The sequence below is a fragment of the Stenotrophomonas bentonitica genome (assembly GCF_002887735.1).
Lineage (GTDB): Bacteria > Pseudomonadota > Gammaproteobacteria > Xanthomonadales > Xanthomonadaceae > Stenotrophomonas > Stenotrophomonas bentonitica_A.
On sequence record NZ_PKQP01000007.1, the window covers coordinates 1 to 23,871 of the forward strand.

Below are 23,871 nucleotides of genomic sequence, written 5' to 3' on the forward strand. Positions count from 1 at the left end.
CCGCGGAAGGCCGGGTGATCAAGTGCCTGAGCATCGTCGACGACGCCACCCACGAGGCTGTTGCCATCGAAGTGGAGCGAGCAATTTCCGGGCAAGGTGTGTCCAGGGTGCTGGACAGACTGGCCATGCAGCGCGGCTTGCCACGAGTGATCAGGACAGACAACGGCAAGGAGTTTTGCGGTAAGGCGATGGTGGCCTGGGCTCACGACAAGGGAGTTGCCCTGCGTCTGATCGAGCCGGGCAAACCGAACCAGAATGCTTACGTGGAGTCTTTCAACGGGCGTTTGCGCGATGAATGCCTCAACGAGCACTGGTTCCCGACATTGCTTCATGCCCGTACCAGCATCGAAAGCTGGCGGCGCGACTACAACGAAGAAAGGCCCAAAAGAGCGCTTGGCGGATTAACACCCGCCCAGCACGCCGCGCAGTTGGCGGCGAAGAAAGATACCATCAGCACTGGATTCTAAACCCGCCCACTACTCAGGCCGGGGGGACGTCGATCTGGTTGTAGCAAATGCCGTCTCTGCATATTCTGAACTCCAAGGAACCAAGCGTGTGATTGACCGAGAGGTAGGGAAGAATCGACCTCAGATCGGACGCACTCAAACCTGTCCTGGTGAGTCGGGCGCATCTTCGCAGCTGACCCCGATGCTCGGGACGCAGTTCGAAGTCCATTTCTACGAACGATTCCTGGCCTATCGGCGGTTTTTTAACTTTCTTTAGTCAAAGGTAATCGCAGAGCCCACGGGTGGGAGGCCGTGCCATCACCTCTAACCCAACAGAGGAATCAACAAGGGAAACGGTGACTATCGAGGCCTTTCAGATCACACGGTCAGGCGATGCGCGGCACTGGAACTCCCAGGTAGAGGTTGTGGGAACTGTGATGCCTTGGGCCACGAAGCTGTTGATGCCCGAAGATCTGGTGAACTTGAGCCTTCCTGAGACGCGGTTGAGTGTGAATCGGTTGCCGTAGCCATCGGCCCCGATGATCATGCCTGCGGTGATATCTGCAGCTCTGATAGCGCTTTTGGGGCCGTTCTCTAAATCGATGACTTGTTTGTTGTCGAAGTCGACCATCCACGTTTCGGATGGTGGGAGCAAGTAGCCCGCGATGCCCCGCTGCAGAACTTCCAGTACGAACGCGTCCTTCTGCTCTTGTGAGCGGAATGCTTGATAGTCCGGGGCGACCGTCAGCTGGCAGTTGAGGAAGACAGGTGGGGCAGCGACGGATGTGGCGGGATAGACCGATGCGGCGGCAAGCAGGGCGATAAGGGTTTTCATCTGACGTCCAGTTCCATCTTCCTGCAGTAGGGGGCCTTTGCTCAGCGAAAGCGAACAGTCAGGTGGGTCGTCGCCTGCTCATGGCGATGACGGCCCAAGTGAGGCCGACGAAGATCAGTCCGATGATCAGGTATAAGCTCACCCAGCGGCCCGTGTCCGCCGAAATGACCGTGCCAACGTCAGGCTTCGATCGAAGCATCTGGCTGTACTGTTGGTTGGCATTCGTGATTCCCGCAAGCATTATAGGTGCGGCTTCGGGGTAGTTGAAGTAGAAGTCCGATACCCTGATGTCACCGTAGAGCTGGGCTGGAATCGGGGCATTGCGAAGTCCGGTGGACTGAAGAACAGCGACGTTGTAGTAGTCCTGCCGGGTCGGCTCCAAGAACGGAGCTCCTTCGGCATCGTAGAAGGTCCGACGGGCAAAGCTCGGGTCTTCGGGGAGCTTGAGGTTGATCGCTTGCTGTTGGACAAACGCCCGGTAGAGTTCTTGGCTTTGGTTGCCCAGCAGCGAGAGCAGCGCCAAGGACAACACGGCCCAAGTTCCCCAGAGGAACATCAGGTAGGCCACGCGCTTGCCTATCCTCACAATCGCGCCACCGGAGTACAGCGCAGCTTCGGCTACGGCTTGGCGGCGCTCTTCTCGGTCAAACGCATCTGCTACAGAAGATAGGTGTCGGGCCACCAGTTGTATGTAAAGGGCCTTTGAGCGAGCGGGGTTTCCCCCGGCTTCAGCAAAGGCCTTGGCCCAGATGTCGTCCCGACGCGCCCCGCTTTCCGCTTCCCTGATTGCTTGGCCGTAGAACTTCTCGTGAATGCTCATGGTGATCCACTCCATTGGTCGAGGCGGATTGTAGCTCTGTCTGCTTGCCTGAGCAGACGCTCCAACCCATCGTCCTGAGCGTCGGCGGAGGCTGCAGCGGGTCTTTGTCCGGTCAGACCGGGCTCAGCTGGCCGAACCTTGTGCCTGACCGGGGTGAACCGCCGAAAGGGAAGGGCGAGCCCGTGGCAACGGGTCGAGTGAGCACCGAGCCCGTTACTTCACCGGGAGTCTCACAGCGTCGATTTCAAAGCGATACCGGATCAGGCTGATGTCCAGCGCATTCAGGACGGGCGCCAAGCCATCGAACGGGTTTGCATGGATGGGAAGCACCAAGATGCGCTTACAGTCGTCGTCCGCACGGCTATGCACCATCAACTGTCCGATGGCGCAGTAGATGTCAGTCCGGTCGCAGGAGGTCTTCACCTCGTAAGCCTCGATCAGCGTCTCCCCTTTGGCAACCGCAAGATCGACAAAGCGATCCTTCACGACCGTTTGTCCCTTGGTGAAGCCTTTCTTGTCGCGCCAGAGTTTCAGCGCATGGACCACTTCCCAGTGACGGGAGTTGTACTCAACCATGCCGCCGACAAAGAACTTTCGGCTTCCTCCCGCCTCGATGAAGTAGTCCCTCCAGCGTGAGACCTGTTTTTTGAATCGAGCGCTTTTGAGTTTTCCGGCACGTGCAGCGGCTTTGTAGTCCGCCGCCGCCCGCACGTAGTTGAAGCATGTTCGACTCGCAGACTGTCCCTGAATCGGCATCACCATGATCCCGTGGATCTGCTTTCCTTCGGCTCGCAACACAACCTTGGGCTTCAGCCCGCTGTGTGCGAGGAAGCCAGGCCGACTGATGCCTGCCTTGCTTCCACCGAAAACGCCGGTGTGGAAGAGATAAATCTGGCCGCTGCGAATGTCCTTGGCAAAGAATGCATTTGGCCGGCGCCGGCCTGGTTCCTTCGCAGCGGAGAGGTAGGCGATGTTCATTTCCACGGTGATGTTCACCGCCGCAGCCTCGTTGTAAGCGCCGAACCAGTTGAATCGACGCGCACCCGAGGGGCCGCCCTTGTTGCCCTCGCTGGTCCAGTACCACCATTGGCTCTGGAACGAGTGCACCGGGCGGGCACCGACTTCGTAACCCAAGGCCTTGGTCACTACGCCATCGGACTGCGCCTTCAGTGTGGCCCGCAACTGACGCTGCGCCTTGTCAATATCGTTGCTGTTCTCAAGCATGACGTACATGGGGATCTCTGATCTGCGTGGTCCGATTTGCCGCCTACCGAACCTTGGCCTTGAATGAGGTTTGCAGTCGTGCAGTCAACGGCCGCCGGCGTTAAGAGGGACTGATGCGCTCCGTGCCACGTCGCACCCATTGGGGATGCGGGTCAGCGTGCGGGCAGTTCACTGCCGCAGTGCTTGCACTTGATGGCCTCGTACAACACGTCTTCTGCACAGAACGGGCACCGCTTTGTGGCCCGTGCTGGGGGAGGGGAAATGGAGTCTGATTCCTCAGGTGCTGCGGCCGGCATCGCAGGCGACGCGGGCTTCAAGACCGACCACACCAAGCCAACGACCCAGCCCAACAGCGTCCATCCGAGGAGCACGTTGACCAAGACAACGCCGATCAAGTTGTGGTGATTTCCGCGCCATGCTTCATACGACGGAAGCAGGTAGAGCATGGGCGCGAAAAGGAAGAAAAGACCAGCGACCAGTTTGCCAAACGGGTTCAAGCCGTCAGGCGGTATCTGTCCCATGGAGTAGCTGTAAGCCACGAGGAACAGAAGGACAGCAAGGCGCACCGCAACCATGTCAAATCCTTTTGAGCATTGGGGCAGCATATTAGCAGTTGGCAGGCCATTGAACCGAAATCTCAGGCTGTCCCGGCCCGTGGCTGGTCTTCCCCCCGTCTGCCACGGACATCGACGCCGCCGTCTCGTACGTCCGGAGGCCAGGTATTTGACTCCCGGCACCGTTGCTTCCAGATAGGCGTGCTCGGCTTCCTTTGCCCGGCCTGCAAACGAGGCCACCCGCAGCCTGGCCAGCCGGCGAACCGAATCCGGGTTCGTGGACTGTGCGCGAGGCAGCGCAGGGCCGTCGCTCGTCGGCCCCCTCTTGTGGTTGCTCACCGGGTCATTGACCCGGTGCCGCCAGCAATCTCGCCAGTCGTTGAGTTGATCGAACCATCGCCGGGCACGTCCATCGGCACGACGATCCCATGCGCCTCGATCAGTGCCCATACGGCCCCAAGAAGGTCGAGGGGGCAGGCGCAGTAGGTGGGTATCGCCCTCGGCCAATGCCTCGGCCATCGCCGGAACACCCAAACCCGCGTTGAAGTTGACTTGGCCGATCGCAGCCCCGCCGTTCTGAGCCGCTGCAGTGGCAGCTTGGGTGATGGCGCCCATCTGCGCCCCCAGGGCGTTCATACGGCGGTCTTGGTGCCTAGATCGGCGACTGGTCTCCATCCAGCTGTCATCCCACACTTGCTGAACTACGGGCGGTCGATCCGGCCCGTGTGTGGCAGGCAAGCTGGCTGACATCAAGGTGCCCAGTTTAAGCCGAGCAGGTCCGTAACCATCGGCACTCCCCCGATCGATACAAAAACTATCCAATGAATGTCCGGGGCCGCACTTTTTACTGGCTTTTAATTCTGCAGACTGCGCGGGTTGATGAGGGAAAACCATGCGTAGCAAGCTGTTCGTCCCCGGGGCACGCCCGGAACTGTTCGACAAAGCCATGGCCAGCCAGGCCGATGCACTCTCGTTCGATCTGGAAGACTCGGTTCCCGAGACCGGCAAGGCCCAGGCGCGTGCCCACGTCGCCGATGTCCTGCGGCGCGCGGCCACCCGGGCCAGCGGCAAGCAGTTGATCGTGCGTACCAACGGCACCAGCAGTGCGCAGTTCGATGCCGATCTGGCGGCCGTGGCACTGCCCGGCGTGAGCCTGCTCAATCTGCCCAAGATCGAATCGGTCGCCCAGTTGCTGGCCGCGATCGCCCGGCTGGAGCGGGCCGAGCAGGCCAATGGCGTGGAGCGCCCGATCGGCCTGTTGATCAACATCGAAACGCCCAAGGCGCTGCGCACGGCCGCGGAGCTGGCCACGGCGCATCCGCGCGTGGCCGGCCTGCAGCTCGGGTTGGGCGACCTGTTCGCGCCCAATGGCATCCACCGTGAGCTCAGCAACGTGCATGCCACGCTGTTCGCGGTGCGCCTTGCCGCGGCCGAAGCCAACGTGTTCGCCTGCGATGGCGCCTTCCCGGACGTGACCGATACCGAGGGCTTCCTGGCCGAGGCACGGATCGCCCAGCAGCTGGGCTTCATTGGCAAAAGCTGCATCCACCCGCGCCAGGTGGGGCTGGCCAATGCCACCTTCAGCGTGCCGCCGGCGATGCTTGAGGAGGCCCGCCGGATCGTCGCTGCTTCGGCGAGCGCCGCCGGCAACGGCCACGGCGCGTTCCTGTTCGAAGGCCGGATGATCGACCTGCCGTATCTGCGCCGTGCCGAGGCCCTCCTGGCCGCGGCCTCTCCTCCGGTCGCCTGACGGCGACAACCGGATGCATCGACCCCTTTCTCATTCCTGCGCGACGGCCTGCATCGGCCACGCCGCGCTCTTTCCGGGTGATTCCATGCTCAAGCCTGTCCCGTTCGCCTTCTTCTCGTCCTTGGTCCGGCGGTGTGCACGCTCGGCGCGCCTGCTTGCTGCCGCAGTGCTGCTCACCGGCAGTGGCGCGGTCGCCGCCGAAAGCCTGACTACGGTCAGCTCGGGCAGCCTGCCCGCACTGCCGGCACCCGTATCGGCGGCCGGGCTCCTCCACGTGGACGGGCGCATCGTTGCGCTCAGCGAAGGCCATGGCTGGGCACTCAGTGCGGACAACACCGCGTGGGAGCCGCTTAAGGTGCCGGCGGCGACGCCGGGCAGGGTGGTGAAGGGCAGCGCCAGCATCGCCGGGCGTACCTACCTGCTGGACGGGCCGGACGTGAGGAGCGATGCGCTGCAGGCGCTGACGTTGCGCGCCGGCGCGCTGGTTCTCGATCCTCCCGTGCCGCTGCCGCAGCCCTTGAGCAACGCCCAGGGAGCGGCGTTCAACGATGCACTGTTCCTGATCGGCACCGACGCTGGCGGCGTCACCCAGTTGTATCGACGCGGGGCGGCGGCCGCCTGGCAGCATCTTGAGCAGGTGCCGGCTTCCGGTGTACCGCACGCATTGCAGGCGCAGAAGGGCGCGCTCTACCTGGCCACCGCTGTGGCTGGCCAACCCGATCAGCTGTGGCGCCGCAACGCCGACGCCAGCTGGCAGCAGGTCGCGTCGCCGGACGGCACGATCATCGCCGGCTCGATGCGCGCGCTGGGCCAGGCACATCTGCTGATGCTGGTGAACGACGGCAGCGACGTGACCCAGGCGCGCACCTTCCACACCATCACCGACGCATGGACGACACTGGACACGCCGATTGCCGCAGCACCGCAGGCCGTCACGGCGTGGGGCAACGGACTGGCCTGGGCCACCGCGGGCGCCACCGGCAGCCAGCTCCAGTACGCCGAACTGCAGGGCGGCAAGCACCTGCTGCGCTGGCTGGATTGGACGGTGATCGGCGTCTATCTGCTGGCCATGCTTGGGATGGGCTTCTACTTCTATCTCAAGGACCAGAACGCCTCCACGGCGGACTTCTTCGTCGGTGGGCGCTCGATTCCGTTCTGGGCGGCCGGCATCAGCCTTTACGCCACCAACACCAGTTCGATCAGCTTCATCGCCATCCCGGCCAAAGCGTTCGATACCAACTGGCAGTACATGACCAACAACCTGATCGCGGTGATGGGGTTGATGTTCGTGGCGGTCTGGATCGTGCCGCTGCTGCGTCGGCTGGATCTGATGAGCGTGTTCTCCTATCTGGAGACGCGCTTCCATCCGGCGATCCGGATGCTGTCCAGTGCGCTGTGCATCGTGATGCAGATCGGCAGCCGCATGAGCGTGATCCTGTTCCTGCCGGCGCTGGCGATCTCCACCATCACCGGCGTGGATGTGGTCTGGTCGATCATGCTGATGGGCGTGTTCACCATCATCTACTCCACCGTGGGCGGCTCCAAGGCGGTGATCTGGACCGACGTGGTGCAGGTGATCGTAATGTTCGGCGGCGCGCTGTTCGCCATCGGGTTCATCTTCATGCAGACGGGTGGCGATCTGCCCCAGCTGCTCAACGCAGTCGGCGCGGAAGACAAGACCAAGCTTTTCGATTTCAGCTTCGACCTGACCAAGGCCACCGTGTGGGGCTTCATCTTCCTGGTGGTGTTCGATGTGGTGCTGACCTTCCCGAAGGACCAGGTGCTGATGCAGCGTGCGCTGTCCACGCGTTCGGACAAGGAAGCCGGACGCTCGATCTGGACCTTCGCGGTCATCATGATTCCGGGTGGCTTCGTGTTCTACGGCATCGGTACGGCCCTGTGGATGTACTACCGCAACAACCCCGAGCGCCTGAATCCGCTGCTGCCGATCGATGCGACCTTCCCGCTGTTCATCGCCGCCGAGCTGCCGGCCGGCGTCACCGGACTGATCATCGCCGGCATCTTCGCTGCGGCGATGTCGACCCTGTCGAGCATCATCAACTCGATCTCGACCCTGGTCTCGGTGGATTTCTACCAGAAGCTGGTCAAGGACCCGAACGAAAAAACCGCCGTGCGCGTGGCCGAATGGTCCGGCGTGGGCGTGGGCCTGATCGGCATCGGCATCGCGCTGGTGATGAGCCGCTATGACATCCATTCGCTGTTCGATGTCTCCATCGAACTGGCCGGCCTGCTCGGCGGTGGTTTTGCCGGTGCCTACACGCTGGGCATGTTCACCCGCCGGGCCAACGCACCGGGCGTGGCGATCGGTGTGGCCGGCTCGATCCTGATCACGCTGATCTGCTGGAGCATGAACCTGGTGCACCCGTACTTCTATCTGGCGATCTCGATCCTGCTGTGCATCGTGATCGGCTACGTGGCCAGCCTGTTCTTCCCGGCGCCGACCCGCTCGCTCAAGGGGCTGACCATCTACAGCGATACCCCGGCCGAAGCGGCAGCCCCATGACCAGCACCGTTGAGGCGCCGGCGCGCGGGCCATTGGTCCAATCGCATTGCGCCAGTCGGTCGTGTAGCGTGCTCACGCGCTGAGAGGTGATCCGTGGAAACCCAGTTCCTGAGTACGTTCGTAACGGTGGTGGACCGCGGCTCGATGGCCGCCGCGGCACGTTCGCTGCATATCACCCCGGCCGCGGTCGCCCAGCAGATCCGCACGCTGGAACGTGAACTCGGCGCGCCGCTGATCGCCCGTGCCGGGCGCACCGTCAGCGTTACCGAGGACGGCGCGCGCATCCTGCAGCGGGCGCGCGACCTGCTGCGCCAGGTCGCCGATCTGCGCAGCGTGGCCAATGAGAACGACCTGGCCGGCGAGCTGCGGCTGGGCGCGTGCCCGACCGCACTGGCCGGCCTGCTGCCGGACATCCTGTCGCGGATGGTGGCGACCTTCCCGCAGATCAACGTCTTCATCAAACCGGGCTACTCGGCCGATCTGTACCGCGCGGTGGAGGCTGGCGATCTGGATGCGGCGATGGTGCTGCAGGCCCCCTTCGCGCTGCCCAAGACCTGCAAGTGGCAGCAGCTGCGCGAAGAACCACTGGTGGTGCTGGCGCCGGCCCATCTGGGCAGCCGTGACCCGCACGAGCTGCTGCGCGAGCAGCCGTTGATCCGCTACGACCGCCACGAATGGGGCGGTCGCCTCGCCGATGACTACCTGCGACAGGCCGGGATCGTGCCGCGCGAGCGGTTCGAGCTCAATGCACTCAACGCCATCGCGGTCATGGTCGACCGCGGGCTGGGCGTGTCACTGGTGCCGGATTGGGCCAAGCCCTGGCCGGAAGGCTTGAATGTCGTGCGCATTCCCTTGCCGCAGTGCAGCGAACCGCGCCGGATTGGCGTGGTCTGGTCGCGTTCGTCGGTGCGCATCCGCCTGGTGAACGTGTTGCTGGAGGAAGCGCGCGTCGCATTGACCGAGCCGCAACGCTGACACCACGGGTTTTCGCGCGGTGCGCGGTGCGAAGCGAAACAAATCCTAGGCTTTGAACATACCTGAGCGCAGTTCTATCGCCATGACGCCGCGCCTAGGCTCTCGCCTCGTTGCCGGACAGGACGTGGAGACCCGCAAGGGAACCGCATCGACCGGCGGAAGGGCGAAAGCCCACGCGCGTCATCGGTGGCGACGGCTCCCCGGCCGGCTGTCCCGCATTTCCTTTTTTTGGGGGGGAGAAACGAATGATCAAGCCACTTTCCGCGGCCATCAGCACTGCACTGTTCGCCTGTGTCATCAGCCCTGCCATGGCGCAGAGCACGACGCCCACCGATCTGGACCAGGTGATCGTGACCGGCAGCCGGACCCCGATTTCGATCGAGAAGGTTCCCGGTGCAGTGACCGTCGTGAACCAGGAACAGGTGCAGCGCACCCTCAACCTGACCGAAGACGCCACGGCCGTGCTGGCACGCATGGTGCCCGGTTACTCCGAATCCTCCCAGGCGATGAGCAACAGTGGCGAGACCCTGCGCGGCCGCGTCGCGCTGCGCCTGTTCGATGGTGTGCCGCAGGGCTCCCCGCTGCGCGAAGGCAGCCGCAACGGCACGTTCACCGACATGGGCGTGATCGGCCGCATCGAGGTCATCAACGGCCCGTCGGCCGCCGAAGGCATCGGCGGTGCCGGTGGCGTCATCAACTATCTCTCCAAGAATCCGGAAGTGGAGGGCCACCAGACCACGGTGAGCACGCGTTACGGCACCCAGTTCAAGGATGACAGCGGCCAGTCCAAGATCGGCATCACCCACACCTTGAAGGGCGATGCGGCCGACTTCCTGATCAGCGGCGCCTACATCGATCGCGGCATCGCCTACGACGGCGACGGCCGCCGGGTTGGCTTGAACACCTCCGGCTCGCTGTCCGATTCCTACAGCAAGAACCTGTTCCTGAAGGGCGGCTACAACTTCGGCGAGGGCCAGATGCAGCGCATCCAGGCCAGTTACAGCAACTTCCATATCGGTGGGAAGCACAACTACATCCCGGTCGAAGGCTGCCGCTACGACGCCGTGGAGTGCCCGGTGCCGAGCACCAATACCGCCGAGAAGGGCTCGATCAAGGATTCGCTGGCCGAGTTCAACGATTTCGAACAGTTCGCTGCCAAGTACACCCATGCCGACTTCTTCGGCGGTGACCTGAGCGTGGACCTGTACTGGGCGAAACAGGCGATGCGTTATGTGCCGGAGAACGGCACGGACCGCCAGCTGGTCAAGCCGGCCCCGCCGGAAGACCAGCGCATCTGGGACCAGTCGGAGATCAACTCCGAGAAAAAGGGGCTGCGCGCGGCCTATGCCTACAGTGGCCTGTTCGCGGTGGAGGGCCTGCGCCTGCGCACCGGCCTGGACCTGGTGGAAGACGCGGCGGAACAGCGCCTGGCGTTGACCGACCGGGTCTGGGTGCCGCCGATGAAGTACACCAGCCTGGCGCCGTACGCGCAGCTGAGCTGGGACATCGGCCCGGTGACGCTGGATGCCGGCATCCGCCGCGAAGACGGTGAGCTGGAAATCGACGGTTACACCACCACCGCCTACCGCGACTTCACCCCGGTGCAGGGCGGCAAGCTCGACTACAAGGCCAACCTGCCCAACTTCGGTGCGATCTGGCGCATCACCGATGCGTGGTCGGTGTTCGCCTCTTACTCGGAAGGCTTCGGTATCGCCAACGTGGGCATCCCGTTGCGCAACATCCAGGCCAACAGCCCGTGCAAGGCAGTGGCATGCATCGCCGATCTGCAGCCGCTGATCACCAAGAACAAGGAAGTGGGCTTCAACTGGCGCGGCGAGCAGGCCCAGGTCGGGATGTCGGCTTACCGCTCGACCTCCGAGTTCGGCTCATCGCTGACCGTGGACAAGGTGACCGAGGACTTCATCCTCACCCGCGCCCCGACCCGGATCGAAGGCGTTGAACTGAACAGCGCCTGGACCTTCAACGACCAGTGGAAGGCGACGCTGCTGTACTCGCGGATCCGCGGCCAGACCCAGTACTACGACGGCTCGGGCCTGAACAAGGAGATGGGCATCCTCGATATCTCGCCGGACAAGGTCAATGCCTCGCTGACCTGGACGCCGAACGATCGCTTCGACGCGACGCTGGGCGTGAGTCGTACCTTCAGCCGTGACCTGCGCGAGACCTTCGTCAATCCGTCCAACGGTGCGGTGTATCGCAATGACGAGGATACCTACGGCTACGCGCTGTGGGATCTCAGCATGAACTATGACACCGGCACCTACGGCAAGCTGTCGCTGGGCATCGAGAACCTGCTGGACAAGCAGTACGTGCTGACCTGGTCGCAGCTGCCGGGCTGGCAGAACTTCTTCTCCGGCCGTGGCCGCATGGTGTCGCTGACCCATACCTTCACGTTCTGACCGTCACCGCGGACCGGCGCTGCGAGGCACTGCAGCGCCGGTCCGTTTTTATTGCCTTACCCTGTCATGACGTTACCGCCACCGACAGCAGGAGAGCGGATGTACTGGCCATCGCACGGACCGGCCCACGCCCGTCATTGCCGCCCCCGGGCACGCCTGGCCGTGTTCGCGTTGCTGATGCTGGCGGTGGGACAGGCCGCGGCGTCGTTGCCGGACCCGCCGAGCCAGACGGAAACGACGGCTGCGTCGGCGCGCTTGCCAGCAGTCGATGCCTTCCTGCACGAATCGACCGGCCGCCAGGGCTATACCGGCGCGGTCGCGCTGGTGATCCACGATGGCCGCATCGTGCATGACGCCGCCTACGGTTGGCAGGACCTGGCGCATGCCACGCCCATGCAGCGTGACAGCATTTTTCGCATCTACTCGATGACCAAGACGGTGGCCTCGGTGGCCGCCTTGATGCTGGTGGAAGAGGGTCGGCTGGATCTGGATGATCCGGTGGCGCGCCATCTCCCTGAGTTCTCACGTCTGCAGGTCTTCGCCGGGGGCACCGCCGCGGCGCCACAGCTGCGGCCGGTGACACAGACGCTGACCGTACGACATCTGCTCACCCATATCGCTGGTTTCGCAGCGGGTGGCGAGGGATTCGAGGCGGTAACCGCATTGCTGGAACACCAGCAGGTGCAGGCCGCGGACAGCCTGGCCGCCTACACCACGCGCTTGGCCCGCGTGCCACTGGCGACCGAGCCGGGCACGCGCTTCCGTTACGACAGCACGTCGATCGAGGTTCTGTCGCGCGTGGTGGAAGTGGTGGGTGGGCTGCCGTTCGAGCAGTTCCTGCAACAGCGTGTGTTCGGCCCGCTGGACATGCGCGACACCGGGTTCGTGGTGCCGGTGCGCGATCGCGCACGGGTGGTGGCGCTGACCACCATGGGCGAGCACGGTGATCTGGTGCTCGCCGATGAGGTGCATGCGCGGGTGCCCGGCAGTGCGCTCCGGCCGTATCCAAGCGGTGCCGGTGGTCTGTATTCCACGGCCGGCGACTATGGCCGGTTCGCGCAGATGCTGCTGGACGGCGGCCGCTACGGCGAGGTGCAGTTGCTTCGACCCTCCACCGTGGCCCTGATGATGCAGAACCAGCTGGTGCACACCGCCTTGCCCCGGCCGGTAACCGAGTTCAGCGATGCCGAGGGCTTCGGCCTGGGCGGTTCGGTGTTGCTGGATCCGGCCCTGAAAGGACGCACCGCTTCGGTCGGCGCGTTCGGCTGGTCGGGCGCGGCCTCGACCTACTACACGATCGACCCGGCACGCCGCCTGGTCGCGATCCTGATGCTGCAGCATCTTCCGGGCGGCAATGACGATCTGCCGCGCATCAGTACGACGTTCTACAACCGCGTTGATGAGGCGATAGACCCATGAGTAGTGCGACACGTTCCACCGTCCTTGTCGCCGGCTCGGCCAATCTCGATTTCGTGGTGCGCGCCACGCATGTGCCGGCGCCCGGTGAGACGGTGCTGGGCCGTGGCTTCAGCACGTTCCCCGGTGGCAAAGGCGCCAATCAGGCCGTGGCCTGCGCGCGGGCCGGCGGTACGCCGACACGGATGCTGCTGGCCGTGGGCGAGGATGATTTCGCCGCGCCGATCGAAGCGTCCCTGCGCGATGCGGGTGTGGCCCTGTCGACCGTGCGCGATCCTGCGCTGCCCACCGGTACCGCCTTCATCTGCCTGGCCGACACCGCCGAGAACGCGATCACGGTCGCGCCGGGTGCGAACCTCGGGCTTCGCGAGGAGCACCTGCCGGCACTGGAGGGCGTGGACTGGCTGCTGCTGCAGCTGGAAACCCCCGTGCCCACCATCACCGCCTATGCCCACCGCGCCCGTGCGGCCGGGCTCAAGGTCGCGCTCAACGCGGCGCCGGCACAGGTCCTGTCCGATGCGCTGCTCGCGCTGCTGGATGTGCTGATCGTCAACGAAGGTGAGCTGGATGTGGTGGCCGGCCATCCCCCGGACCTGGCCACGGGGCTGGCGCGCGTGCCGGTGCCCTGCGTGATCGTGACCCTGGGTGCGCGTGGCTGCCTGGCCCGGGTGAACGGCGAGGTGCTGCTGCAGCCGGGGTTCCGCATCGACCCGTTGGACACCACCGCGGCCGGCGATACTTTCTGTGGCGCCCTGATCGCTGCGCTGGCCGACCATCAACCGATGGCCGAGGCGTTGCTGGCGGCCACCGCAGCTTCCGCGCTGGCCTGCACCCGCCTGGGCGCACAGGCGAGCATTCCCACCCGCGCCGAGGTGCAGGCGCTGCTGGGCGATCCCACGCGCGTTCCCGATGCCGCCGCCCATGCCGCGCTGGCGGCAGCGTGCGCGCGCTGATGTCCCTCCTTTCCGTTTCCTGCTGGATGCCTTGCCCATGACCACGCCGTATCAGAGCCCCGATTACGACACCGATGCAGCCGACTACGGGCGTGAGCCGATCCGCACCGAGTACAAGTTCTCGCACGTGACCACCGGGCGTTACCTGCCGACGCCCGGCAAGGCGCCGGCGTGGCCCTTCGCCGATATCGGCAGCTGGATGATCGATGCCAATGCCAGCGCGGGCGATTGGCTGGAAGAACTGAAGGACTGGCGCCGCGAGCACCTGGTCCGGATCGGCTACACCGATGTGAACTACCGTCGTCCGGAGCTGCAGTGGGCGCAGCGCAACTTCGTGCATGCACAGATGATGGTCGAGGATCGCTATTTCTTCGATGCGGCCACCGGGCAGTACACCGTCGATCGGTACCTGGACGATCTGACCGCACGGTTCGGCGGGCTGGATTCGGTGCTGATCTGGTACATCTACCCCAACATCGGTATCGATGACCGCAACCAGTTCGATCTGGCGCATGACATGCCCGGCGGCCTGGCGGGATTGAAGGCCGCGGTGCAGGCCTTCCAGAAGCGCGGCGTCAAAGTGTTCCTGCCGGCCAAGCCGTGGGACCACGGCACCCGCGACCCGGGCGTGACGCACTGGGATGGGCTGGCCGAGATCGTCAAGGCGGTCGGTGCCGACGGCATCAACGGCGATACCTTCAACGGTGTGCCGCGGGCGTTCTTCGATGCCTGTGATGCACGCGGCAATCCAGTGGTGGTGCAGCCCGAATCCACCATCAGTTCCGAAGAGCAGTTGATCTGGAACGTGCAGAGCTGGGGCAAGAAGGCGCCTGATGGCCCGGTGCCGCCCGTCTCCAAATGGAAGTGGCTGGAGCCACGCCACATGGTGAACTACGAGAACCGCTGGGGCCGCAACCGCAATCACGACCTGCAGTACTGCTTCTTCAACGGCATCGGCTACAACGCCTGGGAAAACATCTGGGGCGTCTGGAACCAGTTCACCCCGCGCGACGGTGAAGCGCTGCGCCGGATTGCCACGCTGTACCGGCAGTTCCCGCAGCTGGTGGTCTCGATGGACTGGGAGCCGTACCAGGTCTGCCTGCAGGGCGGCATCTTCGCCAGCCGGTTCCCGGGCGAGGGGGTAGCGCTGCACACGTTGATCAACCGCAACGAATACGCCGTGGACGGTGAGCAGATCGCGCTGGCGCATGCGCAAGGCACGCGTTACTTCGATGCGTGGCATGGCCGCGCGTTGACGCCGCGGATCATCGACGGCGCGGCGTACATCGAGCTGCCGATGGAAGCGCGCGGCTTCGGGGCGATCCTGAGTGTGGCTGCAGGTACCGCGATCGAGGGTCTGGACGAATTCCTGGCGGCGACCGCCGAGCGCGCACAGCAGCCCCTCAACAGTTACTCCGCCGCGTGGAAGGCCGCTCCGCAGGAACTGCTGGCGATCGCGAGCACGCCCCCGCAGGCCGAGGCGCCGACAGGCATGGTCACGATCCCGGCCGGCGAGTTCCTGTTCCAGGTGGGCGGTATCGAGATCGAAGGGTTCACCTGGGCGGGCCTGGATGTGCAGTACCCGTGGGAAGACTGCGCGCGCCGCCACCATCGCCGGCGCATGGCGCTGCCTGCGTTCCACATCGATCGCCACCCGGTCACCAACGCCGCGTTCAAGCGCTTCCTCGATGACAGCGGCTACCGGCCGGCCGATGACCACAACTTCCTGGCGGACTGGAAGGACGGCGCGCCGCGTGCGGGCTGGGACAACAAGCCGGTCACCTGGGTCTCGATCGAGGACGCGCGTGCGTACGCGGCGTGGGCCGGCAAGCGGCTGCCGCATGCGTGGGAATGGCAGTACGCCGCGCAGGGCACCGACGAGCGCCTGTACCCGTGGGGCAACGCGTGGGATGCCGCACGCGTGCCGCGGGTCAATCGTGGCCGTCGCCTCACCCCGCCGGCGGATGTGGATGCACATCCGCAGGGGGCCAGCCCGTTCGGGGTGGAGGACCTGGTCGGCAATGTGTGGCAATGGACCGATGAATTCAGCGATGCGCACACCCGCGCGGCCGTACTGCGTGGCGGCAGCAGCTATCAGCCGCAGACCTCGCACTGGTACTTCCCGCAGGCCTACCGCCTGGATCAGCACGGCAAGTACCTGCTGATGGGTCCGTCCAAGGATCGCGCCGGTACGGTCGGCTTCCGTTGCGTGGTGGATGCGGCATGACCCGTCTGCATCCCGCCGCCCGCGGCATGACGCTGGTCCCGCCGCAACAGGTCACCTTGCAGGGCGTGCTGGGCGATGCCCTGGCAGCCAACCGCAGCGGGCGCCTGAGCACGTTCGTCGTGGATGAGCACAGCGCGCCGATCAGCATCTTCAGCCAGGCGCACAAGCACCAGAACCACGAGGGCGACTGGTATGGCGAGCACGCCGGCAAGTGGCTCTCGGCCACCGCGCGGGCGGTGGCGCAGGGCGGGCAGCCGCAGCTGGAGGCCTCGTTGCGCCGCGTCGCCGACTGGTTGATCAGCCAGCAGGACGATGACGGCTACCTGGGCAACTATGCGCCTGAGCGTCGCTTCACCGTGCCGCAGCCGCCCAAGCCGGAGAGCTGGAACGGCGAGCCGGCGCTGCGCACCTGGGACATCTGGACGCACAGCTACCTGATCCTCGGGTTCCTGGAAACGTGGCGCGCGCTCGGCAACGCAGCCTACCTGCAGGCCGCGTGCCGGATCGCCGACCTGTGCTGGCAGGCCCTGCAATCGGGCATCGACATCACCACGCTGGGCAACCACCACGGCATGTCCGCCACGGTACTGCTGGATCCTGCCGCCGATCTCTATCTGGTCACCGGCGAGCCGCGCTATCTGGCACTGGCCGAATGCATCCTGGCGCAGGCCAACGCCAACCCGCGGCTGGCGCTGCTGGACAAGGCGCTGGCTGGTGAGGACGCGGCCTTCATCGCAACCGGCAAGGCCTATCAGCTCAGCTGGAACCTGGTCGGGCTGGCCAAGCTGTACAAGGCCACCGGGCAAGACGACCATCGCCAGGCGCTGGATCATCTCTGGCACAACATCCGCGAGCAGCACCTCACGCTGGGCGGCGGGCCGTGGGGTGGGGTGGCGCACCGGTCGCGGGAGGTATTCAACGCGCCGCGCACCTTCTTCCCGCAGGCCTATGTGGAAACCTGCTCGGTACTGGCGTGGATGCAGCTCAACCGTGAGCTGCTGGCCATCACCGGCCACGCACGCTACGCCGATGAACTGGAGCGCACCGCCTACAACGACCTGCTGGCGGCGATGGCCGCCAATGGCGAGGACTGGTGCTACTACACCTATCCCAACGGCCGGCGCGTGCACACCACGTACTGGCGCTGCTGCAAATCCAGCGGCGCGATGGCCGTGGAAGAGTTGCCACAAGTCGCCTATGGAATCGCGGCCGATGGTGAGCTGCGGGTCAATCTGTACGGGCCGGGCGAGGCCACGTTGCTGCACGCGCAGGCCGGTGCAGTGACCCTGCTGCAGGCGACCCGATTCCCCTTCGAGGGTACGGTGACCCTCACCGTGCTGCCCGAGTGCGTCGCCGAGTTCAGCATCGGCGTGCGGATACCGGGCTGGGCGACGGGCGCACGGATCGAGGTCAATGGACAGCCCGAGGCGGCCGAGGCGGGCGCGGACGGGTTCGTGCACGTGCAGCGTACCTGGCAGTCCGGCGACACGATCTGCGTGCAACTGCCGATGCAGCCACGCCTGCACCGGGCGGCCAACATCAACGTGCAGGAATCGCGCGCGCCGGATGGCGCGCCGGTGGCGCAGGAGGTCCTGCGCTGGGAGTACGTGGGGTTGAGCTACGGGCCGCTGGTGTATGCCACCGGCCTGATCGACGGGTACAAAACCGATGAGACGGTGCGCTTGCCGGACCGGCCACCCTCGCAGTGGCTGCAGGTGGGCGAGGACACGGGCGAGGGCGCGTCGATCACCGTGCAGCTGGAGTGCCGCGGCCCGCTGACGTTCGAGCCCTACTACCGGTGTGGCGGGCGCGATCACGGCAGCTGGCGGTTGAGCTGGCTGTCGCTGGCGCCGTCGGGCTGACGTCCCGGCGGTGTTCGGCGGCGGTGGCGCCGCCGACGCCGCAGCGTGCTTTTTGTCCACCCAGAACATACCCACACGATCTGTTTCTTCCCGTTGGCCAGGAGGAAACTTCCATCAAGGTATCGAGTGTATTGACCATGACCGGAAGCAACCCCAGTTCTCCATTCGCCATCGCACAGCGGGAAGGTGCCACCGGGCCGTTGAGCGGCATTCGGGTGCTGGATCTGAGCGCCTACATTGCCGGCCCCTACGGCTGCACGCTGCTGGCCGACCAGGGCGCGGAGGTGATCAAGGTGGAGCCGCCGGTCGGCGACAACCTGCGGCGCTATCCCTCCACGCTGGAGGCCGAGAGCCGCGCATTCCTCGGCGTGAACCGCTCCAAGCGCGGCGTGGTGCTGGACCTGAAACAGCCTGACCAGCGTGCGGTGCTGATGCGCCTGGTGCGCGAGGCGGACGTGCTGGTGCACAACTTCCGGCCGAGCGTGCCGGTACGCCTGGGCATCGATTTCGAGAGCCTGCACAAGCTCAACCCGCGCCTGGTGTATTGCTCGGTCACCGGCTACGGCGAGCAGGGGCCGTTGAAGGAGAAGGCAGGGTACGACCAGGTGCTGCAGACCATGACCGGCATGTGCACGATGCAGGGCAAGGCGGGCGGCGCCCCGGAGATCCTGTACGGCTCGGTGGTCGATTACTACGCTGCCGCGCTGGTGGCGGCCGGTGTGTCATCGGCCCTTTACGAGCGCGAACGCAGCGGCGAAGGCCAGTTCGTGGGTGTGTCGCTGCTGCGCAGTGCGCTGACGATGCAGTCGGCGCGGATGGTCTGGGCGGAGGGCGAGCCGGCGGCAGTGGGCCGCGATATGCGCTCAGGCGGTGTCACCGGCATCCATCCCACCGCGGATGGATACCTGTACATCTCGGCCAATACCCCGCGCTTCTGGCAGGCATTGTGCGAGCGGATCGGGCGGCCGGAACTGGCGGCCGACGCGCGCTACGACACGGTGCGCAAGCGGGCTGCGGAGGCCGAGATACTGTTGCCGCAGTTGCACGCCGCGCTGGCCACGCGCAGCGCGCTGGCGTGGGAGGCGTTGTTCGGCGAAGAGGTGCCGTGCGCGGCCGCGCGCCAGGTCGAGGACATGTTCGACCATCCACAGGTGCAGGCCGAGCAGATGGTCACGTCGCTGCCGCACCCGCTGTTGGGCAGCTACCGCGGCATCACCCGGCCGATCGTGTTCGGCCGCACACCCGGCCCGGAGCCGTTCGCCGCGCCGGTGTTCGACCAGGACACGGCGGCGGTCAGCGCGCTGCTCGACGCGTGCTCCGATGACTGATGCCCAGGAGCTCTCCATGACGTCGCTGTCCAAACTCTCCCAGCTGCGTGATCTGTCCGTGGTGGTTGCCGATACCGGCGACTACGAGGCGATCAAGCGCTTGAAGCCGGTCGACTGCACGACCAACCCCACCCTGGTGAAGAAAGCGCTGGACCTGCCGGTATACGCCGATCTCATCGAGGGCGCGCTGGCCTGGGGCCGCGAGCAGGCGGGCGAGCGCGAGACCATCGTGCACGCGGTGGCCGATCGCCTGACCGTGGGCGTGGGCACCCTGCTCAGCACCCTGGTGCCGGGCCGGGTCTCGACCGAGGTCGATGCCGACCAGGCGCACGACACCGCGGCCACGGTGGCCAAGGCGCGTCAGTTCATCGCCATGTACGACGCGGCCGGCGTGCCGCGCAGCAAGGTGCTGATCAAGATCGCGGCAACCTGGGAAGGCGTGGAAGCGGCACGTCAGCTGCAGGCCGAAGGGATCGACTGCAATCTGACGCTGATCTTCAATCCCACCCAGGCGCTGGCCTGCAGCGAGGCCGGGGCGTTCCTGATTTCGCCGTTCGTGGGCCGCATCCTGGATTGGTACGTGGCCAACGGCCAGGCGCCGGCCAGCATCGATGAAGACCCGGGCGTGGTGTTCGTGCGCGGCGTGTATGCCGAGTTCAAGCGCCGTGGTTCGCCGACGGTGGTGATGGGTGCGTCGTTCCGTTCGACGGCGCAGATCGAGGCGCTGGCCGGCTGCGATCGCCTGACGATTTCGCCGGACCTGCTGGAGGCGCTGGACGCCGATCATGGCCAGCTGCCGCGCAAGCTGGTGGCCGGTGCGGCCGAGTCGGTGCAGGTGACGCCGATCGATGCGGCGCGCTTTGCGGCGGATCTGGCGGCCGACCCGATGGCGACGGAGAAGCTGGCCAGCGGCATCGATGCGTTCGCCAAGGATCTGGACGCGTTGCGGCAGACGATCCGCGCGCGGTTGTAAGCGCGCATGGCTGGATGGCTGCGGCCTGAACGCCGCCGCTGGCGTTGACGTGGCGTGGACGCAACTTCACCCGGGCTTGCCGCCGGCAGGCAGACACTCGGGCCATGTTCCATAAACAGGGATCGACCATGAAGACGAGCTTCCGCGTGTTGTGCCTGGGCAGTCTGCTCGCCGTATCGGCCGTTGCCGGCGCCCAGACCTATGGCCCCAAGGACGAGGGACGCCGCTTCAACGACGGCAGCAAGGTGGTGTGCCACAACGTCGAGGTCCAGCGTAATTCCAAGGATCCCAACCGCATCACCGGCACCGCGACCGGCGCGGTCGTGGGTGGTCTGCTGGGCAACCAGGTGGGTGGCGGCAACGGCAAGAAGCTGGCGACGGTTGCCGGTGCCGTGGCTGGTGGTGCCGCAGGCCGCCAGATCCAGGGCAACCAGCAGTCCAAGAATGGTGATCGCGTGGTTGAGCGTCGCTGCGAACGTCAGTACCGCTGATCAAGCGCCGCCCACTGCGCTGCAGTTGCGGCGGGCAACAGGATCAAAAATGACGGCCCGGTGGGTCGTCATTTTTTTTTGTGCGCGGCCCGCAGGCCGGATCAGCGCAGCGGCGGACTGCCCGCCAACGTGCGCGCCCCGGTGATGATCATCCGCAGCATCTGGGTCAGCTGCTCGATCAGTTCCGGATCCTTCTCCGGCGGCAGGTCAACCGCCGTCGCACCCATCGCAAACACCAGCCGGGTAATCGCCTTGGAGGCCAGGGCCGGTTCATGCAGCCGCGCGCCGTCGGCGGCCGCCAGGCGGATCAGGTCGACCCGCAGTTCGTCTTCGAAGTAATTCAGTTCGCGATCCACCGCATGCTTGAACGCATCCGAGCCGGCCGTGCCTTCGCGCAGCAGGACATGGAGCAGGCGGTCATCGGCGCGCAGCTGCTCCATGAAGGTCTCCACCGACAGGCGGATCACGCTGCGGTCGGAGGAGGCGGCGCGCTGGCGCGCCTCGCCGATGATCGTGCGCAGTGAGCGCCCGGCCAGGTCGATCAGGGCCACGGTCAGCTCGTCCATGTCGCGGAACTGCCGGTAGAACGAGTTCGGGGCGATCCCGGCTTCACGCGCGACCTCGCGCAGGCTCAACGTGGAGACGCTGCGGTGCGGGCCGATCAGGGCCAATGCCGCGGCCAGCAGATCCTCGCGGGAGATGGAGGCTTTGCGCGCGGGATGGGCGTCGTCGGAGGCGGGCAGGGGCAGGTCTGGGGAGGTCATCAGGGGCAGCGGGGTCAAGTCCCTGAATCATAGCCCGTCCCGGCAATATACAACTGTATACACAGTCGTATGCTCGGCCGTATAGTGCGAAGCATGAGCACCGTCCCGCGCATTGCCGCCCGCCGTCACGCCGCCAGCCCCCGCCGCTGGGTCCCTGAAGCGCTGTTCGACTTCTGGGGCACCCGTCTGCACCCGCTGTGGACGCTGCGCCGCCCCTTGGCCCGGCTGCTGTCGCGCACCGCCGAGAGCGCGGATGCGGTCACCCTGATACTGAAGCCCAACCGCCATTTCCGTGGTCTGCTGCCGGGCCAGCACGTCACCCTCGGCGTCGAAGTCGATGGCCGCCGCCTGTCGCGCAGTTACAGCCCGACCGTGCTGGCCGACGGTCGCTTGGCGATCACCGTCAAGGCCATCGCCGGCGGTGCCGTCAGCCAGCATCTGGCCCATGCCGCGGCGATCGGTGAGATCTTTGAGCTGGGCCAGGCGTTCGGTGAAATGACCTTGCCCAAGGCCTCTGGCGCGCGGCTGTTGCTGCTGGCCGCTGGCAGCGGCATCACCCCGATGCGCGCGCTGCTGCGTCAGCTCGATGGTGCCGGCATGCCGGGCCAGGTGGACCTGGTGTATTGGGCACGCCGGCGTGAGGAAGTCTGTTTCGCCGAAGAGCTGGCCGCGCTGGCGGCGCGCCATCCCTCGTTCACGCTGCACATCGCGCTGACCCGCGACCCGGCGGCACCGGCGTCGCGTGTGGATGCATTCGCCTTCGCGACGCTGGGCGATCTGAGCACCGCCCGCACTCTGGTGTGCGGCCCGGGTGGCTTCGTCGATGCAGCGCAGGCGCGGCTGCAGGGCCAGGTCGCGTCGCTGCAGTCCGAGGCGTTCACACCGCCGGTGCTGCCGGATGCCGAAGAGGGCACGGTGCAGGTCGAACTGCGCCGCAGCGGCCGCACGCTTGCCCTGCCACGCGGCACGTCGCTGCTGCAGGCGCTGGAAGCCGAAGGGCTGCGCCCGGCCAGCGGCTGCCGCATGGGCATCTGCAATACCTGTGTCTGCGGGAAGGTATCCGGCGTCACCCGCCACACCCTGACCGGCGAGCACGCGGCCGAACCGGCCACGCAAGTAAAGCTGTGCGTGAACAGCGCCAGCACCGACCTGATCCTGGAGCTGTGACCATGTCTTCCGTGCACAACCGCGCGCTGTCCCCGGCCGAACTGCAGGCCTTCGGCGCTGAACTCGATGCACTGCGCGCGCGCCAGCTGGCCACGCTCGGTGCGCGCGATGCGCGTTACATCCGCCGCGTCGTGGCCGCCGTCCGCTGGACCGGCGTGGCCGGCCGCGCGTTGCTGTTCCTCGGTGCCTTCGTGCACAGCGTGCTGATCCCGGCGTGGATTGCCGGCGTGGTGATGCTGGCGCTGTCCAAGATCCTGGAAAACATGGAGCTGGCGCACAACGTCATCCATGGCCAGTACGACTGGATGGGCGATCCGCAGCTGCAGGGGAGCACCTATGAGTGGGACATCGTCGGCACCGCCGACAACTGGCGCAAGACCCACAACTTCCGCCACCACACCTACACCAACGTGCGCGGGCTGGACGACGATATCGGCTACGGCCTGCTGCGGATCTTCCCCGAGCAGCGCTGGCGCCCGTTCTACCTGATGCAGCCGGTGGTGGCGGTGGTGTTCGCGCTGCTGTTCGAATGGGGCATCGCGATACAGGACCTGCGCCTGGGTCGCGTGTTCGCCGGCAAGATGACGCTGCGTCAGCTGGGCGCGCAGTTCCGTCCAGTCGGCCGCAAGATGGGCAAGCAGATGTTCAAGGACTACCTGCTGTTCCCGGCGCTGGCCGGCCCGTTCTTCCTGCCGGTGCTGCTGGGCAATGTGGCCGCCAACCTGATCCGCAACGTGTGGACCTACGTCATCATCTTCTGCGGCCACTTCACCGCCGACGCGGAGACCTTCCCGAAGGAATGCGTGCGCGATGAAAGTCGCGGCCACTGGTACCTGCGCCAGCTGCGCGGCTCGTCCAACCTGACCGGCGGCAAGCTGATGAATGTCATGTCGGGCAACCTCAGCCACCAGATCGAGCATCACTTCTACCCGGACATCCCGGCCAACCGCTATGCCGCGATCGCCGTGGAAGTGAAGGACATCTGCGCGCGGTACGGCCAGCACTACAACACCGGTTCGCTGCCGCGGCAGTTCGGCCAGGTGATGTGGCGGATCGTGCGCCATGCCTTCCCGAGCAAGCCCGGCCGCGCACGGGCACTGCCGGCGGTGGGTGAGGCCAGCCGACAGCCCGGCTGAGCCCGG

At 65.7% G+C, this 23,871-nt stretch carries 19 protein-coding genes; 14 read left to right on the forward strand and 5 right to left on the reverse strand.

Going from position 1 to position 23,871, the window contains the following annotated elements:
* A partial coding sequence (locus C0R07_RS13460; protein WP_146027610.1) for an integrase core domain-containing protein occupies window positions 1-467 on the forward strand: 467 nt, incomplete at its 5' end.
* A 352-nt stretch (window positions 468-819) separates the two neighbouring features.
* On the opposite strand, the gene C0R07_RS13465 is transcribed toward C0R07_RS13460, so the two are convergent.
* The 4 genes from C0R07_RS13465 to C0R07_RS20050 form a co-directional block, all read right to left on the reverse strand.
* Window positions 820-1,281 (reverse strand): hypothetical protein, encoded by a 462-nt coding sequence (locus C0R07_RS13465; RefSeq protein ID WP_102789138.1) that lies wholly within the window; start codon window positions 1,279-1,281, stop codon window positions 820-822.
* Window positions 1,282-1,339: 58 nt separating this feature from the next.
* Window positions 1,340-2,101 carry a hypothetical protein gene (locus C0R07_RS13470; protein WP_146027611.1) on the reverse strand — a complete coding sequence of 254 codons (762 nt, stop codon included), beginning with the start codon at window positions 2,099-2,101 and terminating at the stop codon, window positions 1,340-1,342.
* Window positions 2,102-2,314: 213 nt separating this feature from the next.
* Entirely contained in the window at window positions 2,315-3,334 is a 1,020-nt protein-coding gene (locus C0R07_RS13475) for a hypothetical protein (RefSeq protein WP_102789140.1), read from the reverse strand.
* A gap of 143 nt (window positions 3,335-3,477) precedes the next feature.
* Window positions 3,478-4,515 carry a superinfection immunity protein gene (locus C0R07_RS20050; protein ID WP_217350024.1) on the reverse strand — a complete coding sequence of 346 codons (1,038 nt, stop codon included), beginning with the start codon at window positions 4,513-4,515 and terminating at the stop codon, window positions 3,478-3,480.
* A gap of 256 nt (window positions 4,516-4,771) precedes the next feature.
* On the opposite strand from C0R07_RS20050, the gene C0R07_RS13485 reads away from it, so the two are divergent.
* From C0R07_RS13485 to C0R07_RS13535, 11 genes are all read left to right on the forward strand, one after another.
* A complete protein-coding gene (locus tag C0R07_RS13485) occupies window positions 4,772-5,629 on the forward strand; it encodes an HpcH/HpaI aldolase/citrate lyase family protein (RefSeq protein ID WP_102789141.1) in 858 nt (285 codons plus the stop codon).
* A gap of 85 nt (window positions 5,630-5,714) precedes the next feature.
* Window positions 5,715-8,153 (forward strand): sodium:solute symporter, encoded by a 2,439-nt coding sequence (locus C0R07_RS13490; protein WP_102789142.1) that lies wholly within the window; start codon window positions 5,715-5,717, stop codon window positions 8,151-8,153.
* 93 nt (window positions 8,154-8,246) lie between these two features.
* The gene (locus tag C0R07_RS13495; protein WP_102789143.1) at window positions 8,247-9,128 is read left to right on the forward strand and encodes a LysR family transcriptional regulator; all 882 of its coding nucleotides are present in this window, start codon (window positions 8,247-8,249) and stop codon (window positions 9,126-9,128) included.
* 245 nt (window positions 9,129-9,373) lie between these two features.
* The gene (locus C0R07_RS13500; RefSeq protein WP_102789144.1) at window positions 9,374-11,548 is read left to right on the forward strand and encodes a TonB-dependent receptor; all 2,175 of its coding nucleotides are present in this window, start codon (window positions 9,374-9,376) and stop codon (window positions 11,546-11,548) included.
* A 99-nt stretch (window positions 11,549-11,647) separates the two neighbouring features.
* On the forward strand, window positions 11,648-12,967 hold the full coding sequence (locus C0R07_RS13505; RefSeq protein WP_167390378.1) for a serine hydrolase domain-containing protein: 1,320 nt from the start codon (window positions 11,648-11,650) through the stop codon (window positions 12,965-12,967).
* On the forward strand, window positions 12,964-13,917 hold the full coding sequence (locus C0R07_RS13510; protein WP_102789146.1) for a ribokinase: 954 nt from the start codon (window positions 12,964-12,966) through the stop codon (window positions 13,915-13,917). The genes C0R07_RS13505 and C0R07_RS13510 overlap by 4 nt, the downstream gene beginning before the upstream one ends.
* Before the next feature lie 37 nt (window positions 13,918-13,954).
* Window positions 13,955-16,144: a formylglycine-generating enzyme family protein gene (locus tag C0R07_RS13515; RefSeq protein ID WP_102789226.1), complete on the forward strand. Its 2,190-nt coding sequence runs from the start codon at window positions 13,955-13,957 to the stop codon at window positions 16,142-16,144.
* Window positions 16,141-18,006, forward strand: coding sequence for a glycoside hydrolase family 127 protein (locus C0R07_RS13520; RefSeq protein WP_254427851.1), 1,866 nt, complete (start codon window positions 16,141-16,143; stop codon window positions 18,004-18,006). The genes C0R07_RS13515 and C0R07_RS13520 overlap by 4 nt, the downstream gene beginning before the upstream one ends.
* Before the next feature lie 137 nt (window positions 18,007-18,143).
* Entirely contained in the window at window positions 18,144-19,334 is a 1,191-nt protein-coding gene (locus C0R07_RS13525) for a CaiB/BaiF CoA transferase family protein (RefSeq protein WP_102789147.1), read from the forward strand.
* A gap of 16 nt (window positions 19,335-19,350) precedes the next feature.
* Window positions 19,351-20,307: a transaldolase gene (locus C0R07_RS13530; protein WP_102789148.1), complete on the forward strand. Its 957-nt coding sequence runs from the start codon at window positions 19,351-19,353 to the stop codon at window positions 20,305-20,307.
* A gap of 128 nt (window positions 20,308-20,435) precedes the next feature.
* On the forward strand, window positions 20,436-20,798 hold the full coding sequence (locus tag C0R07_RS13535) for a glycine zipper 2TM domain-containing protein (RefSeq protein WP_102789149.1): 363 nt from the start codon (window positions 20,436-20,438) through the stop codon (window positions 20,796-20,798).
* Between the two features lie 101 nt (window positions 20,799-20,899).
* On the opposite strand, the gene fabR is transcribed toward C0R07_RS13535, so the two are convergent.
* Window positions 20,900-21,562, reverse strand: a complete 663-nt coding sequence (fabR, locus tag C0R07_RS13540; RefSeq protein ID WP_026069985.1) for an HTH-type transcriptional repressor FabR — start codon at window positions 21,560-21,562, stop codon at window positions 20,900-20,902.
* 93 nt (window positions 21,563-21,655) lie between these two features.
* Between fabR and C0R07_RS13545 the strand changes: the two genes are divergently transcribed.
* Together C0R07_RS13545 and C0R07_RS13550 are read left to right on the forward strand one after the other, a co-directional pair.
* The gene (locus C0R07_RS13545; RefSeq protein WP_102789150.1) at window positions 21,656-22,729 is read left to right on the forward strand and encodes a ferredoxin reductase; all 1,074 of its coding nucleotides are present in this window, start codon (window positions 21,656-21,658) and stop codon (window positions 22,727-22,729) included.
* Window positions 22,730-22,731: 2 nt separating this feature from the next.
* Entirely contained in the window at window positions 22,732-23,865 is a 1,134-nt protein-coding gene (locus tag C0R07_RS13550) for a fatty acid desaturase family protein (RefSeq protein WP_102789151.1), read from the forward strand.
* The last annotated feature ends 6 nt before the right edge of the window (window positions 23,866-23,871 follow it).

Excerpts from the sequence above, each read along its gene's own strand:
- C0R07_RS13470 (WP_146027611.1), bottom strand. The coding sequence starts at position 2,101 with ATGAGCATTCACGAGAAGTTCTACGGCCAAGCAATCAGGGAAGCGGAA.
- C0R07_RS13475 (WP_102789140.1), bottom strand. The coding sequence starts at position 3,334 with ATGTACGTCATGCTTGAGAACAGCAACGATATTGACAAGGCGCAGCGT.
- C0R07_RS13550 (WP_102789151.1), top strand. The coding sequence starts at position 22,732 with ATGTCTTCCGTGCACAACCGCGCGCTGTCCCCGGCCGAACTGCAGGCC.
- C0R07_RS13510 (WP_102789146.1), top strand. The coding sequence starts at position 12,964 with ATGAGTAGTGCGACACGTTCCACCGTCCTTGTCGCCGGCTCGGCCAAT.
- C0R07_RS13485 (WP_102789141.1), top strand. The coding sequence starts at position 4,772 with ATGCGTAGCAAGCTGTTCGTCCCCGGGGCACGCCCGGAACTGTTCGAC.
- C0R07_RS13530 (WP_102789148.1), top strand. The coding sequence starts at position 19,351 with ATGACGTCGCTGTCCAAACTCTCCCAGCTGCGTGATCTGTCCGTGGTG.
- C0R07_RS13500 (WP_102789144.1), top strand. The coding sequence starts at position 9,374 with ATGATCAAGCCACTTTCCGCGGCCATCAGCACTGCACTGTTCGCCTGT.
- C0R07_RS13545 (WP_102789150.1), top strand. The coding sequence starts at position 21,656 with ATGAGCACCGTCCCGCGCATTGCCGCCCGCCGTCACGCCGCCAGCCCC.
- C0R07_RS13465 (WP_102789138.1), bottom strand. The coding sequence starts at position 1,281 with ATGAAAACCCTTATCGCCCTGCTTGCCGCCGCATCGGTCTATCCCGCC.
- C0R07_RS13535 (WP_102789149.1), top strand. The coding sequence starts at position 20,436 with ATGAAGACGAGCTTCCGCGTGTTGTGCCTGGGCAGTCTGCTCGCCGTA.
- C0R07_RS13490 (WP_102789142.1), top strand. The coding sequence starts at position 5,715 with ATGCTCAAGCCTGTCCCGTTCGCCTTCTTCTCGTCCTTGGTCCGGCGG.
- C0R07_RS20050 (WP_217350024.1), bottom strand. The coding sequence starts at position 4,515 with ATGAACGCCCTGGGGGCGCAGATGGGCGCCATCACCCAAGCTGCCACT.
- C0R07_RS13505 (WP_167390378.1), top strand. The coding sequence starts at position 11,648 with ATGTACTGGCCATCGCACGGACCGGCCCACGCCCGTCATTGCCGCCCC.
- fabR (WP_026069985.1), bottom strand. The coding sequence starts at position 21,562 with ATGACCTCCCCAGACCTGCCCCTGCCCGCCTCCGACGACGCCCATCCC.
- C0R07_RS13515 (WP_102789226.1), top strand. The coding sequence starts at position 13,955 with ATGACCACGCCGTATCAGAGCCCCGATTACGACACCGATGCAGCCGAC.
- C0R07_RS13525 (WP_102789147.1), top strand. The coding sequence starts at position 18,144 with ATGACCGGAAGCAACCCCAGTTCTCCATTCGCCATCGCACAGCGGGAA.
- C0R07_RS13520 (WP_254427851.1), top strand. The coding sequence starts at position 16,141 with ATGACCCGTCTGCATCCCGCCGCCCGCGGCATGACGCTGGTCCCGCCG.